This is a genomic window from Burkholderia sp. Ed8, assembly GCF_040761425.1.
Classification (GTDB): domain Bacteria; phylum Pseudomonadota; class Gammaproteobacteria; order Burkholderiales; family Burkholderiaceae; genus Burkholderia; species Burkholderia seminalis.
Genome location: NZ_CP142885.1, coordinates 1,837,679 through 1,851,854, shown reverse-complemented (window position 1 = coordinate 1,851,854; position 14,176 = coordinate 1,837,679). Strand labels below are relative to the sequence as shown.

At 68.6% G+C, this 14,176-nt stretch carries 15 protein-coding genes; 7 read left to right on the top strand and 8 right to left on the bottom strand.

All coding sequences use genetic code 11. The features are described 5' to 3' along the window. Positions 1–124: 124 nt before the first annotated feature. Complete coding sequence (locus tag VXM69_RS08485) at positions 125–379, bottom strand: DUF3562 domain-containing protein (protein ID WP_034191407.1); 255 nt, start codon at positions 377–379, stop codon at positions 125–127. 561 nt (positions 380–940) lie between these two features. Between VXM69_RS08485 and VXM69_RS08480 the strand changes: the two genes are divergently transcribed. Beyond that, positions 941–1,375 carry a hypothetical protein gene (locus VXM69_RS08480; protein ID WP_367188404.1) on the top strand — a complete coding sequence of 145 codons (435 nt, stop codon included), beginning with the start codon at positions 941–943 and terminating at the stop codon, positions 1,373–1,375. Continuing rightward, on the top strand, positions 1,351–1,536 hold the full coding sequence (locus VXM69_RS08475) for a hypothetical protein (RefSeq protein ID WP_141727400.1): 186 nt from the start codon (positions 1,351–1,353) through the stop codon (positions 1,534–1,536). The genes VXM69_RS08480 and VXM69_RS08475 overlap by 25 nt, the downstream gene beginning before the upstream one ends. Before the next feature lie 390 nt (positions 1,537–1,926). Here VXM69_RS08475 and VXM69_RS08470 read toward each other — a convergent pair whose 3' ends face one another. The 5 genes from VXM69_RS08470 to VXM69_RS08450 all read right to left on the bottom strand — a co-directional run bounded on the left by VXM69_RS08470 (position 1,927) and on the right by VXM69_RS08450 (position 7,404). Next, on the bottom strand, positions 1,927–2,862 hold the full coding sequence (locus VXM69_RS08470; protein ID WP_034191675.1) for a universal stress protein: 936 nt from the start codon (positions 2,860–2,862) through the stop codon (positions 1,927–1,929). A gap of 219 nt (positions 2,863–3,081) precedes the next feature. After that, positions 3,082–4,464, bottom strand: a complete 1,383-nt coding sequence (locus VXM69_RS08465) for an amino acid permease (protein WP_034191409.1) — start codon at positions 4,462–4,464, stop codon at positions 3,082–3,084. A 442-nt stretch (positions 4,465–4,906) separates the two neighbouring features. Beyond that, positions 4,907–5,932: a DedA family protein/thiosulfate sulfurtransferase GlpE gene (locus VXM69_RS08460; RefSeq protein ID WP_034191410.1), complete on the bottom strand. Its 1,026-nt coding sequence runs from the start codon at positions 5,930–5,932 to the stop codon at positions 4,907–4,909. Between the two features lie 187 nt (positions 5,933–6,119). Continuing rightward, the gene (locus tag VXM69_RS08455) at positions 6,120–6,626 is read right to left on the bottom strand and encodes a cupin domain-containing protein (protein ID WP_034191411.1); all 507 of its coding nucleotides are present in this window, start codon (positions 6,624–6,626) and stop codon (positions 6,120–6,122) included. A gap of 307 nt (positions 6,627–6,933) precedes the next feature. Beyond that, a complete protein-coding gene (locus tag VXM69_RS08450) occupies positions 6,934–7,404 on the bottom strand; it encodes a universal stress protein (protein WP_049030937.1) in 471 nt (156 codons plus the stop codon). A gap of 321 nt (positions 7,405–7,725) precedes the next feature. On the opposite strand from VXM69_RS08450, the gene VXM69_RS08445 reads away from it, so the two are divergent. Next, positions 7,726–9,840 (top strand): PAS domain S-box protein, encoded by a 2,115-nt coding sequence (locus VXM69_RS08445; RefSeq protein ID WP_367188403.1) that lies wholly within the window; start codon positions 7,726–7,728, stop codon positions 9,838–9,840. Continuing rightward, a complete protein-coding gene (locus VXM69_RS08440) occupies positions 9,837–10,484 on the top strand; it encodes a response regulator transcription factor (protein ID WP_006483707.1) in 648 nt (215 codons plus the stop codon). The genes VXM69_RS08445 and VXM69_RS08440 overlap by 4 nt, the downstream gene beginning before the upstream one ends. A gap of 39 nt (positions 10,485–10,523) precedes the next feature. Here VXM69_RS08440 and VXM69_RS08435 read toward each other — a convergent pair whose 3' ends face one another. Beyond that, positions 10,524–10,928: a lysozyme inhibitor LprI family protein gene (locus VXM69_RS08435; protein ID WP_367188402.1), complete on the bottom strand. Its 405-nt coding sequence runs from the start codon at positions 10,926–10,928 to the stop codon at positions 10,524–10,526. A gap of 325 nt (positions 10,929–11,253) precedes the next feature. On the opposite strand from VXM69_RS08435, the gene VXM69_RS08430 reads away from it, so the two are divergent. From VXM69_RS08430 to VXM69_RS08420, 3 genes are read left to right on the top strand one after another with little or no spacing between them, the layout of a single operon-like run. Next, a complete protein-coding gene (locus VXM69_RS08430; protein ID WP_034191415.1) occupies positions 11,254–11,856 on the top strand; it encodes a DUF1326 domain-containing protein in 603 nt (200 codons plus the stop codon). Between the two features lie 23 nt (positions 11,857–11,879). Continuing rightward, the gene (locus VXM69_RS08425; RefSeq protein ID WP_124608355.1) at positions 11,880–12,668 is read left to right on the top strand and encodes a DUF2182 domain-containing protein; all 789 of its coding nucleotides are present in this window, start codon (positions 11,880–11,882) and stop codon (positions 12,666–12,668) included. 8 nt (positions 12,669–12,676) lie between these two features. Further along, positions 12,677–13,570 (top strand): DMT family transporter, encoded by an 894-nt coding sequence (locus VXM69_RS08420; protein WP_051701101.1) that lies wholly within the window; start codon positions 12,677–12,679, stop codon positions 13,568–13,570. 100 nt (positions 13,571–13,670) lie between these two features. Here the strand turns inward: VXM69_RS08420 and VXM69_RS08415 are convergent, their stop codons facing one another. Next, on the bottom strand, positions 13,671–14,000 hold the full coding sequence (locus VXM69_RS08415; RefSeq protein WP_034191417.1) for a DUF4148 domain-containing protein: 330 nt from the start codon (positions 13,998–14,000) through the stop codon (positions 13,671–13,673). Positions 14,001–14,176: the final 176 nt, after the last annotated feature.

The window sequence follows — 14,176 nt, the reverse complement described above, 5'->3', positions numbered from 1 at the left end:
GCAGCTGTCAGCGGATCGTCAGGTTGCGCGCTGCGAAACCGAGGCGGCTGGCCCCGCTTGAAAGCGGTCGAGCGCGATTCGGCCGCGGCCGGCGACGGTCCGTGTCAGCCGCGGCAATCGCCTGTCACAGGCGGACGCTCGGGCGCGGATCGGCTTCCGCCGGCGCCGCGCGGGCCTGCGTGTCGGCGTCGAAATCGTCCCGCTGCCGCATCCGTTCGCGCAGGTTCCGGATCGCGAACACGTGGATGTAGTCGTGCACGCGTGCGCCGGACGACAACACACGCACCTCATCGTCGAGCATCGCACGCAACTGATCCGCGCCGATCGCACGCTGCTCGGCGATTTCCTTCAGTGAATCGAGCAAATTGTCCCTGGACATCGACAGACTCCTGACAGTCGAGGAATAAAGAAACGACGGTACTGGAAGCTTAGACACGGGTCGGCCGCGCGGCGTGCGATGCGCCGGCGCGTGTTTGCGCGCGATCAACGGCACGTTGCGTGCCGCCGTGCCGATCCGTTCCCGAACCGGCCGCGCTTGATTCGCGGCGTAAACGGCCCGCGAACGAGACTGGACGTGCTGCCACGCCACCCCGGGGCGCGACACCGGCGACAGGCGGGCGATGGTCCCCCGCTCGACGCAGATGCACGGCAGACCATAGACCGGCCGAAAACCTGAGTCAAGCGACGCCCGTCACCCGGTTCATTCATCGGAACGAATGAGCCGGATCGACGGCCGGCGGACGAACGGCCAATTGGCCGCGATGCGTGTCAGCGGATTCCGATACGCGCCGCGCAATACCTGACAACGACTTCAGCGCGCGCCGCTTGGCAGCCTGCTGCCGCCACACGATACTGATGCCATGAACAACGCGTTCATGCCGGATCATCGCCCAGCCAGCCATCGAGCGAGGCACGCGGGGCCTGGCGCAGGAGACCAACCATGGCACATCGCAACTTCCCGGGCCGGGACGGCCAGCGGCGCGCGTCGGGCAACGCGCGCGCCCTGCCCGCCCGGACCGTATCGGCCGGCAACCGTCCGTCCGACGATCTCGACACCTTGCTCGCGCTCGCTCGCGAAGCCGGACTGCTCGTCACGCTCGACGGGCAGATCGGCCGCGAAAAGTACCAGAGCGTCGCGGGGTCGATCCTCGCGCTGCAGCGGTTCGCCGCGGCGCTCGGCGCGCGACAGGCGAGCGACGCGCCGGACGAATCGGAGCCGCGCCGCAAGGCTCGCCCCGGCTGGCCGCATGCGAACCGGCTGCGCAGCCGCGCGTGCAACGCATGCGGGCCGATGCACGTCGTGCACCCGCGCTCGCACGTGCGACGCGGCGTCGTCCGCCGGCACGACCTGTGCTCGATTCTTCGCACCACCTGAACACGCCTGCAGTCGATGCACGGCACGCGGCCGTGCGATGGCTGCGCGCCGCGACACTTCCGCCGCGCCTGCTGCCGCCGCATGAATGCGGCGGCGCCGCGCCGGGCTCGACCTTCGCCGCGATCGGCCTCGACATCGCGCGCCCATACGTGCCGTTCTGAACGGCCGCATGCAAAACAATACCTGCGGGGAAAGTGATCCGACGGGGCCAGCCAGGCGGAAAGCGGACGGGGTGCGTGCACCCCGCCCGTCCTCCAAGGCAGCCGCGGGCTGCCTACCCTCGTGCCAGAGAGTTCTCGGTCGGATGACACGCCATGCAGTCGATGGCGCGGCTCCGGAAATGGTTGCGACGATTTGAACGCGCCGTCGACGCGGCCGGCCGGATCGGCGATTTCGATGCTTGTCATGCAGGCATGGCTGTCGTCGCCCATGCACGAAAGACCATCGTCGCGGCCGGTTGTTCCATTACTGTCTCACGCGAAGCGCATGCCGTTTCTGATGCAGGTCAATCGACATCGGCTTCGTGCAAGATGTCGCATCGTTCTTGCCACTCACGCGGCGCCCCGCACGAGCAACACGGGCACCTGGGCAAGATGCGCGACACGGCGTGCGACGCTGCCGATCAGCCAGGCGGCAATGCCGCGCCGGCCATGCGTGCCGATCACCAGCAGCTCCGCTCGCCAGTGCACGGCATCGCGCATCAGTGCATGCGCCACGTCGTCGCTGGTCGGACGCGTTTCGACGATGCCGCGCTTGGTCGGATTCCCGGTCGCATGAAACAGCGGCGCGACTTTCGCGAGCGCCTCCTCGCCCTCCGCACGGTACGCATCCTCGAGCGCACGCACCGGCACGATATCGGTCAGACGAATCGCGCGATCGATCACGTAGGCGGCGTACAACAACGTCGTCGGTGCCGCGAAGCCGAGCCCGACGCGCACCGCGTGCAGCGACGGCTCGCTGCCGTCGACCGCGAACATCAGCCGTTGCAGCTCACCCTCCGACGGCCGGGCGTAGGCAGCCGGTACGATCAGCAGCGCACAGCGCGCACGCTTCGACAGCGTGTCCGACATCGCGCCCTCGACGAGCCGCAGCAGCCCGTGGTGCGGATTCGCACCGACCACCAGCGCGTCCGCCTGCCACGCCGACGTGTCGTTCACCAGCGCATCGGCGACCGTGCCGCCCGTGACCGATGTATCGATGACGGCCTGCTCGACCTCGATGCCGCTGTCGGCAAACAGCGCCGCGATCCGCGCGTTGATGGCGTTCGCTTCGCCGATCATCTCCTCGCGCGCGGAGGTCAGCAGCGCGTCGATGCGCGGGATGTCCGGCAGGACGAGCCGCGGGTTGTCGATCACGCAGACGATGCGCAATCGCATGCCGGGACGCAGCAGCGTGTGCACGTAGCGTGCGGCGGACAGCGATTCGGGCGTGGGATCGACGGCCAGCGCGATCCGCGCGAGCGTCGGGATGGACTGGGCAGGCTGCATGGCGAAGGCCTCCGTGCGTGCGCGGTGCGTGCGCGTCGTCGCGGAACGACGACGGGAGCCTCGCGCGGCAGCGGCGCGCGGCGGCCGGGTGGACGCCGCGGTCGCGGGGATCGGCGGATAGCCACGCGAAGCGCGGACAAGCGATTCGTTCAGCATAGGTCGTCCCGCCCGCCGGTGCATGATCGCGATCAACGATCGCGCGGCTCCCTGCCCCGGCGCTTACGGCTTCGTCGGTATCGAGGCGGCCGGACGGTTCGCGTAGAACAGCGCATACGCGACGCCAAGCAGCACGATCCACACGGGCCCGATCACGAGCGCGACGCGCGTATCGGGCGTCAACGCCATCAGCACGACGACCAGCACGAGAAAACCGAGCGCGACGAACGAACCGAGCGGATAGAACGGCACGCGGATCGGCAGGCGCGCGATCTTGTCGGCCGACAGCATGCGGCGAAAGCGCATCTGCGCGATCAGGATCACGCACCACGTCCAGATCGCGCCGAACGTCGACACCGACGTGAGCCACGTGAACACGTGCTGCGGCGCGAGATAGTTGAGCAGCACGCCGATCAGCAACAGCGCGACCGACACGATCACGCCGTACACCGGCACGCCGTTGCGGTTCACGCGGCCGAGCATGGCCGGCGCCTGACCCTGCTGCGCGAGGTTGTAGAGCATCCGCGCGGTGCTGAACAGGCCGCTGTTGCACGACGACAGCGCCGCGGTCAGCACGACGAAATTGATGATGCCGGCGGCCGCCGGAATGCCGAGCCGCGAGAACGTCATCACGAACGGGCTGCCCTGCGTGCCGATCTGGTCCCACGGATACAGCGACATGATCACGAACAGCGCGCCGATGTAGAAAATCAGCACGCGCCAGAACACCGAGTTCACGGCCTTCGTCAGCGACTTTTCCGGGTTGCGCGCTTCGCCGGCCGTGAGGCCGAGCATCTCGACGCCCAGATACGCGAACATCACGATAGGCAGCGCGGCGATCACGCCGTTGATCCCGTTCGGCATGAAGCCGCCGTGCGACCACAGGTTCGAGATGCCGGTCGCGACCCCGCCGTTGCCGATGCCGAACGCGATCATCAGGCCGCCGCCGATGATCATCAGTACGATCGTGACGATCTTGATCAGCGCGAACCAGAACTCGAATTCGCCATACAGCTTGACCGCGATGAAGTTCACCGAGCCCATCGCCATGAGCGCCGCGAGCGCCCAGATCCAGTTCGGCACGCCGGGGAACCACATGTGCATGTAGACGCCGACCGCCGTGATTTCCGCCATGCAGGTGACGATCCACACGAACCAGTAGGTCCAGCCGGTCAGGTAGCCGGCGAGCGGTCCCAGGTAGTCGCGCGCGTAACGGCTGAACGCGCCGGCGACCGGATTGGTGATCGCCATTTCGCCGAGTGCGCGCATGATCAGGAAGATCGCGATGCCGCCCAGCAGATAGGTCAGCAGAATGGCCGGGCCGGCCGTGCGGATCGCGGTGGCCGAGCCCAGGAACAGGCCGACGCCGATCGTCGCGCCGAGCGCCATCAGGTTGATGTGCCGTTCCTCCAGCCCGCGGTGCAACTGGTCTTCTGGTTGTTTCAAGTCCGTCTCCTGGCAGCCGCGAGCGGGCCGCCGTCATTGTGTCGATGTCAATGCGCGACCATTCATGCCTATTTCGGCAACCGAAAACGAAATAATCTCCGCCGTCATTTTCCGAATGAGAAACGACGCGGATACTGCGTCAATCCGATGGGAATCGCCGCGGATTATCCGTATGCTCCGGAGCAATCCGGAAAACGGATCGGGCCTTTCACGGAATACGCCCGTGCGGCCCGTCTGACGCGGCTGTGCGCGTGGCGGGCGACGACGGGATCAATCGCTTTCGGCGTGAACGGACACGCGTCGAATGTGCGCGATCATGCGCACGCAATATGCAGGCGGGATTATAGGGAGGATCGGAGGTTTCGCGCCAGCCGATTTTCGTAAAAATCGCGGCGCGTGAAATCGGTGGTCGGATTTGAATACGCGCGTCACGGCACGCGCATTATTTCGATAACGTCGCCCGCACCGTATATTCGCCTTCGAGCGCACCGTGATCCGGCCGCACGAAATAACGCGACGAATCGAGATCGGCCGGCAGCGGCTCGACCGGATAACCATGCTTTTCCCACGCATCGAGGCCGCCCTTCAGCGCCCGGATGTTGTGGATCATCTTCTTGCGCTGCATCTTCGCGATCAGACGCTTGGCCGTGGCCTCGTTCGGACACACGCAATAGACGACGATCGGCCGTTTCAGCATTTCCGGGTCGAGCAGGTCCGGCGAATCGAGATCGACCGGCACCGCGCCGGCGATCCGGTACGGCTCGCGCTCGCGGATCGCCTTCGGCCGCGCGTCGAAGATCAGCGGCGGCTCGTCCGACGTCATCATCTCGACGAGTTGCGGCGGCGAGATGCGCACCTGCGCGAGATAGCGGCGGAACTGCACGCGGCGCACCCAGCGGTACAGCAGGAACGTGATGAAGATGGCGAGGAACGCATCGAGGATCGTGCCGCCGCTCGCGCGCACCCACAGCACGAACTGGACGATCTGGTCGTGAATGGCCGCGCCGCCGACCAGCCAGAACGCGGCCCACAGCGATGCACCGGCCAGATCCCAGAACAGGAACACGCCGACGCCGATCGCGGTCGTGCCGAGCAGCGGTGCCGATACGAGGCCGAGGCCGGGCAGGAATTTCGACAGCACCAGCAGCGGCGCACCGTATCTTTCGAATACGTTACGGGCAAAGCGCAGCGTCGTGTCGAGCGACAGCGAGAAGCGCACGAGGCCGTTCAGCAGGCGCCGGCCGCGCGTACGGCCCATGAAGAACCACATCGAATCGGCCAGCATCGTCGCGCCGATCGCCGCCGCGAACATGCTGGCCCAGGACGCCTGCCCCATGGCCGCCATCGTCCCGCCGAGAATCAGCATCGGCACGGCCGGCACCGGCACGCCGAGCTGCGTGATCAACACGCTCGCGAACACGGCCCACGGGCCGAGCGACGATGGAATAGCGATGGGAAAGTGCCACACGGCGGCGCTCCTGGAAAGCATGCGGGCCGCGCGACGGGGGCCGTCGGTACGGCAGTGCAACGGCCACCGCGGCACGTCCGCAGCCGACCACGTGCATCACCGGCATTCTAAACGGGTTTGGCCGCGCTCGCGCGGAACACGCACCGTCGGCACGGGCTTCGCGCCGATGGTTGCACAACCGTGACGGTCACACGTCGGCGCGCGGCGCGAGCCGGGCGACGTGTTCCGCGTAATCGGGAAACGCGGCCGCCAGCGCGGCCGCGTCGGCCAGCTCGAATTCCGCAAACTCGAACCCGGGCGCCACCGTGCAGCCGACGAGCGCGACGTGCTCGGGCGACGCGCAGCGCGCGCCGAACCAGCGCCCGGCCGGCACGACCGCCTGGAACACCGTGCCCGGATGCGTGAGCGGGTTGCCGAGCCGATGAATCGTCAGCCCGTCGCGCGCGTCGAGCACCCACACTTCGATCGGATCGCCCGCGTAGAAATGCCAGACTTCGTCGGAGCGGATCCGGTGCCACGACGAATACGCGCCGTCGCACAGCAGGTAGTAGATCGCGGTCGACGCGGCGCGTGGCGCACCGTCGGCCGGCCGCACGACCGAATCGGTCGCGCGGTAGGTTTCGCGGAAATAGCCGCCTTCGGGATGCGGCTGCAGGTCGAACTGGCGAATCAGGTCGGGGGCGGAGATCGGCATGGCGGATGACGTCGGTAAGGTAGGTAACCGGCATCCGGCGGCCGGCCCGGTTCATCGCCCGTGCGACCGGTTCCAGCCGGATACCCCTGCGTCGTCGCCGCGGCCATGCGCGCGGCGATCGAGCGGACTCCGGTCGATGCTGCCAGAACTGCATGTCGGGATGCAACCGTGCGCGTGCAATCGCGGACATTCGGGTGCGCGCGATGCGCCGCCAAGGACGTCGAGCGTTTCAGCGGACAGACTGCCGGTGCACGCGCGCTGCCGCGTTCCGTTCGCGGCAGCCCATGCAGTTGCGCCGGACCGCGTGCTACGCCGCCGCCGGCGTACCGGGCTCGTCGTGCCGCACCAGCAGCACGGGCCGGTCGGCCGCGCGCAGCAGCGATTCCGCGACGCTGCCGAGCAGCAGCCGGCGCAGGCCGTGCCGGCCGCTCGTGCCCATCACGATCAGGTCCGCGTCGGCTTCGGCCGCCGTGCGCATCAGCACGGTGGCGACATCCTCGCCGTATGCGTCGAGCGCACGCACGGAGCCGGCCACACGCTGCTGCGCGAGCGCCGCTTTCGCGTCGTCGAGCACCGGCGTCACGGCATCGGTCGCGGCCGCATCGCCGTCGTGCTCGGCCGCGAAGCCCGCGTCGACGTCGACGAGTTGAGGCCGGTGCTCGACGACATACGCGCAGGTGACTTCACCGCCGGACGCCGCCGCGATCCGGATCGCCTCGTTCAGCGCGAGACGCGCGCTCGGGCTGCCGTCGAGCCCGACGAAAATCCGCTTGTACATGGTCCGTCCCTCCGACCGGGCACGCGTCGCGCATCGCGCCGCGGCGGCCCGTTATCGCCAGCCGGCCCGGTGCCGGCTGGCCTGCCGAACAGTCTGCCCCACGTGCCGACGCGCCACTTGACGCGCGTCAAGCGCGGCCGGCGGACTCGCTGCTTCACGCCGCCTGCCGCAATTTCAGGTGACCCTATTACAAAAAATGCGTAAACCGCGCACAATTTCATCTCGAAAACAGACGCTACACGCAACCGGTGCGAGTTTTCCCCGGTTTTGCTGCGCTGCCCGAGTGCCCCGGGCAGCCCGAACAACAGTCATGGCCATTGAATGACCGCCAGTGGAACCCCGACGCGTGACGCCCGAGGGCCCACGCGCCTCCCGACCATGTTACGCCAGCCGCTCGCGGCTGGCGTCGTTGCGCTGTGCGCCGGCGCCCTGCTGTCGCTGTGCGTCGCGCTGCTGGTGCGCGAGCAGTGGCAAGGCGCGGTGCATGCGCGCTTCGAACGCCGCACGACGCACGTGAGCGCGATGCTGCGCCACGAGCTGCAGACCGGTGTCGCCGTGCTCGAAGGCGCGCGCGGCGCGTTCGGTCTCGTCCCGGGCATGACGCCCGAGCAATGGCGCCGGTACGCGGAGACGCTCGCTCTCGACAGCGCCCGCTCGCCGGTCCGGCAGATCGGCTATGCGCCGCTGACGCCCGCCGCCCGCGGCGCCCTCGCCGGCGCGAAGCCGTTGCCGGCCGGCCCGCTCGCGGCCGCGGCGCTCAGCGCGCCCGCCTCGAACTCGCCGGTCGTCCGCTTCGGCGCATCCGACGCGGCGCCGCTCACACGCGCGCTGCAGAGCGGCGACATCGCGCTCGGCGTCCACCCGGTCGACGACGATACCTCCCGCGACGCCCGCACGCTGACGCTGTTCCTGCCCGTGACCACCTCGCCGCATGCGGCCGTCACGCCGTCCGGCACGCGCGAAGCCGGCGTCGACGGGGTGCTGTTCGCGGCGCTGAGCCCGCGGCGCCTGGTCGAGCGCGCGCTCGACGCGGAACGCGGAATCGACCTGCGGATGACGGCCGGCGGCGATCCGCGCGCGATCGCCAGCGTCGAGTCGACGACCGACGAAGCGTCGGCATCGCCCGACCTGATGCGGCGCACCGACGTGCTGAATTTCGGCGGCACCGCGCTGTCGCTCGCCTATTCCGCGGACGGCCGCCCGAGCGCGACCGGCGCGCAGCGCGCGGCCGGCACCGTGCTCGCCGCGGGGCTGATCGCGTCGTTCGCGTTCGCGGCGCTCGTCCATGCGCTGCTGCGCGGCCGCGCCGGCGCGGCCGCCGATGCCGGCGCGAGCAGCCGCGGCATCCTCAACGAGGCGCGGATGATGGGCATCATCCGTTCGTCGATGGAAGCGATCATCACGATCGACGAGAAGCAGACGGTCGTGATCTTCAATCCGATGGCCGAGCAGGTGTTCGGCGTGTCCGCGATGGAGGCGATCGGCGCGCCGCTGTCGCGCTTCATCCCCGAGCGGTTCCGCGCCGCGCACGCGAAGCACGTCGACCAGTTCGGCGTGACGGGCGTCTCCGAACGGCAGATGGGCCGCCAGCGCGTGCTGTTCGGGCTGCGCGCGAACGGCGAGGAATTCCCGATCGAGGCATCGATCTCGCAGATCCGCGACGCGTCGGGCAAGCTCTATACCGTGATGCTGCGCGACATCACCGAGCGGCTGCGCGCCGAGAACGCGCTGAAGCAGTCGCGCGAGGAATTGCGCGAGCTGTCGGCGAACCTGCAGAACGTGCGCGAAGAAGAAAAGACGCGGATCGCACGCGAACTGCACGACGACCTCGGCCAGCAGCTCACCGCGCTGAAAATGGACTTGTCGGTCGTCGAGCAGCAATTGCGGATGCCCGGCCGCGCGCAGCCCGACGCGGGCGTGCAGACGCACCTGCAGGGCATGCGGCGGCTGATCGACGCGACGGTCGCGTCGGTGCGGCGCATCGCGGCCGACCTGCGCCCGGTGATGCTCGACGATCTCGGCCTCGTGCCCGCGATCGAATGGTTCGCGAACGATTTCACGAACCGCTACGGAATCGATGTCGAACGCCACATCGAAACGGGCGGCCTCACGTTCACCAGCGCGGGCGCGACCACGCTGTTCCGCATCGTCCAGGAAGCGCTGACGAACGTCGCGCGTCATGCGGACGCGACACGCGTCGCGCTGCGGCTCGACATCGAGGAAGGCTTCTGCGTGCTGCGCGTCGCGGACAACGGCCGCCGCGCGGCCCACGGCGCGCCGGCCCACGAGGACAAGTCGTTCGGCCTGATCGGGATTCGCGAACGCGCACACATGCTCGGCGGCACCGTGACGATCGACACCGCGCTCGCGCGCGGCTTCTCGATTACCGTCGCATTTCCGCTCAGTACCGTTCAACAGGAAACGCTCATCACATGATCAAGGTGCTCATCGCCGACGACCATACGCTCGTACGCGACGGTCTGCGGCACATCCTCCAGAACGCCACCGGATTCGAGGTGGCCGGCGAGGCTTGCGACGGCCCGTCGACGATCGCGCTCGTACGCGCGACGCCCGCGCAGGTGCTCGTGCTCGACCTGTCGATGCCGGGCCGCAACGGCGTCGAGCTGATCAAGCAGATCAAGGACGAGAAACCCGCGCTGCGCGTGCTCGTGCTGACGATGCACGCGGAGCAGCAATACGCGGTGCGTGCGTTCCGCGCGGGTGCGTCCGGTTATCTGACGAAGGAAAGCGCGAGCGCCGAGCTGGTCGGCGCGGTCACGAAGGTGGCGTCGGGCGGCGTCTACGTGAGCCTCGCGATGGCCGAGCAGTTCGCGCAGAGCCTGAACGAGCCGGCCGAGACGCTGCCGCACCAGCGGCTGTCCGATCGCGAATTCGACGTGTTCCGGCGGATCGCCGCCGGCCAGACGCTGACCGAGATCGCGAACGCGCTGTGCGTGAGCGCGAAGACCGTCAGCACCTACAAGACGCGAATCCTGGAAAAGATGCAGATGCCGCACGAAGCGGCGCTGGTGCGGTACGCGATGCGGCACAAGCTGCTCGACGAGACGGACGACGTCTAGCCGGCGTATCGCGGGCCCGGCCGGGCCCGCGCCTGCCCTTTACTTGCCGGGCACCGGGCACGCGAGATCGCCTTCCTCGCAGGACAGATAACCCTTCAGCGTTTCGGTACGCACTTTCGTCAGATCGTCGAGGCAGGTCGATACGACCATCGGATACGCGCTGCCGCCCTCCGCGTTCGCGCTGGAGAAACCGCATTCGGCATCGCGGTAGGCAATCCACGCGCGCTGCGCGTTCACGAGCTTGTCGGCAAGCGGCCGCGCATCGCGCAGGCGCGCGGTGACGGCCTGGTAGGTCCGGTTCAGCTCGCCGTCGGATTTCCTGTACGCGCGATCGGCACATGCCGTCATCGCCACCTGATCCGCCGCGTCCGCACAATTCGCCTGTGCATGGGCGACGTTCGCCAGCAGCGCCAGCGAGCACAACAGACCGGTCAAGACACGCATGGATGCTCCTTGTTGTTCGTTGAAATGCGGAACCCGGTGCCGGGCCGGTTGCCCTGCCGCGCCTCGGCGCGCGGCGACACCGTCCGCGATGCTAGCGCACGCGCAGACGCTTGTCAGCCGGCGCCTTGCATATCGGCCCCGCACGCCTACACTGGAAAATCGATACGCCGTTTCAGGCCGCGCTATCGCATCCATCCCGTCTTCGCTTCCACCGCATTCCTCAGCGCATTTCGCGTTCGCGACGCCGAGCGGGCGTGACGTTTCGTCAGCCGGTTTCCTCCGCCCAGCACAACGCGCAAGCGCCGTCGCTCCCCTGGAGGAAATCATGAGCTATCACCTGGAAGGCCGTCTGCTCGAGGTCTGCAACTGCCGCGTACTCTGCCCGTGCTGGATCGGCGAGGATCCGGATTTCGGCGTCTGCGACACCATCGTCGCGTGGCACGTCGACAAGGGCACCGTCGACGGCGTCGACGTCGGCGGCAACACGATCGCCGCGGTGTGCCGCGTGCCGGGCAACATCCTGCAAGGCAACTGGACGGCCGCGATCTACGTGAGCGACACCGCATCCGACGCGCAGGAGCAGGCGCTCCTCAAGGTCTATACGGGCCAGGCCGGCGGCCCGATCGCCGAGCTCGCGAAACTGATCGGCAAGGTCGTGTCGGTCGAACGCGCGCCGATCACGTTCGATGTCGTCGGCGCCCGCGGCACGCTGTCGATCGGCACCGACTACCACGCGGAACTCGAACCGTATCTCGGCCCGAGCGGCGCGCAGACGACGCTGGCGGATACCGTGTTCTCGACGGTACCCGGCGCCCCCGTGTTCGTCGGCAAGGCGCCCGTCTACCGGTCGAAGAACGCGGCGATCGGCATCGACGTCGATCTGAAGAATCACAACGCGCTGCAGAGCACGTTCCAGTTCGACGCATGAATCGCGGCCGCACGTAACCGACCATGGCCGCGCGGCTGCACCGGCGACTGTTTCCGTTCGTGCTCGCGAGTCTCGTCGGATTCGCGTGGGTCACGCTGTGGGCATGGACGCGCAGCCCGTACGGGCGCTATCTCGAGCACGGCGAGAACGCGTCGTCGTTGCCGTTCAGCACGCTGTGCCGCGCGCTGCCGGGCGGCGCGCTGTGGCTGCCGGCCGCGTTCGACGCGGCCGCCTGGGCGCTGATGATCCTCGCAATGATGCTGCCGACGACGCTGACGCTGTTCGACACGTTCTCACGCGTCGTGGCGGGGCGCCCCGACCGCGCGCGGCTGCTCGCACTCGTCGGCCTCGGCTACGTCGCGGCATGGAGCGGCTTCGGTCTCGTCGCGCATGGCCTGCACGCGCTGCTGCTGGCGGGCGTCGCGCACGTGCCGGCGCTGGCGTGGCGCGGCTGGCTGATCGGCGCGGCCGTCCTTGCGCTGGCCGGCGCGTTTCAGTTCAGCGGACTGAAGGCGCGCTGTCTCGAACGTTGCCGCACGCCGCTCGGTTTCGTGATCGGCCACTGGCGCGGCCGCTCGCCGTTGCGGCACGCGTTCGCGCTGGGCGCCAGTCACGGCCTGTTCTGCGTCGGCTGCTGCTGGGCGCTGATGCTGCTGATGTTCGTCGTCGGTGCGGGCAGTCTCGGCTGGATGCTGTCGCTCGCCGCGCTGATGGCCCTCGAAAAGAACGCCGTGTGGGGACGGCAACTCACCGCGCCGCTCGGTGCCGCGCTGTTCGGCGCGGCCGTGCTGATCGTCGCCGGTCACGCGTGAGGCCCGCGATGCGCCCGCCCGCCTCCGCACTCGCGTCGCACGTGCGGCCGGGCGCACGCGCCGCCGTGCTGACGTCGGTCGCGATGCTTGCGTTCGCATCGAACTCGCTGCTGTGCCGGCTTGCGCTGCAGGCCGGCCGGATCGACGCGGCCAGCTTCGGCACCGTGCGCCTCGTGTCAGGCGCGCTGATGCTCGCGCTCGTCGCACGCGCGGGGGCGCGGCGGGCCGCCCAGCCGGCGGACTGGCCTGCGGCGGCGATGCTGTTCGCGTATGTCGCATGCTTCTCGTTCGCGTACCTGACCGTCAGCGCCGCCACCGGCGCGCTGATCCTGTTCGGCGCGGTGCAACTGACGATGTTCGCGGCCGGCTGGCGCGCCGGCGAACGGTTTGCTCCCGCGGGCTGGGCCGGATTCGGCGCGGCGCTGGCCGGGTTGCTGTATCTGGTCTCGCCGGGGCTCGCCGCGCCGACGCCGGGCGGCGCCGCACTGATGACGGTCGCCGGCATTGCATGGGGCATCTATTCGATACGCGGCCGTCGGACCGCCGATCCGGTCGCGGCGACCGCCGGCAATTTCATGCGGGCCGCGCCGCTGGCACTCGCGTTGAGCGCCGCGCTCGCCGGCCGCCTTCACCTGACACCGGCCGGCATCGCGCTCGCCGTGCTGTCCGGCGCGCTGACTTCGGGCATCGGCTACGTGATCTGGTACGCCGCGCTGCGGCACCTGACCGCGATGCGCGCCGCGGCGGTCCAGTTGTCGGTGCCGCCGATCGCCGCGTGCGGCGCCGTGCTGTTCTTGTCGGAGCAGCCGACCTGGCGTCTCGCGCTCGCGTCGGCCGCGATCCTCGGCGGTGTCGCCGCCGTGCTCGCGAGCCGTGCCCGCCATGCGGGCGCCGGGTCGTGATGCCGATCGGCCGCCCAAATGCAAAACCCGCGCACGGCGGACACCGTGCGCGGGTTCAGCGGAAGCGGCCAGTCCGGCACCCTCGCGGGCGCCTGCCGGCTTAGTGGCCGAAGTACACCGACGAGCGATCGGCGGCGGCCGGCACGACCACGCGCTGGCCCGACTGCGACGTGGCGGCGGCATTCGCGCCGTAGCCCGTTGCGTCGGCTTGCGCGCCGGTGTTTTGCGCTGCGGCGATCTTCGCTTGCGCGGCCTGGATGTTTTCCGGGTAGTTCATCCAGTCGTTCGGGTTGTAGCCGGCCTTTTCGAGCTGGACCAACTCGGCGCGCACTTGCGCGCGCGTCAGCGGCTGTTGGTTCGATTGGGCGAACGAGACGACCGGTGCGGCCACGAGGGCGGCCAGTGCAACTGCCTTGATCAGCGATTTCATGATGCGTTACCTCCAGGATTGTTTTATCAGGCGCTTCGGACTCGGGGTCGTTGCGCATGAGTAGAAGTCTAGGAGTCGCGGCTATCAGGGTAAATACTTAAATCGCAAATTCACTGTTGACGGAAACCGTACAATCTCGCGGGAATAAGCCGATTCATCAGATGATTATCGGCGCT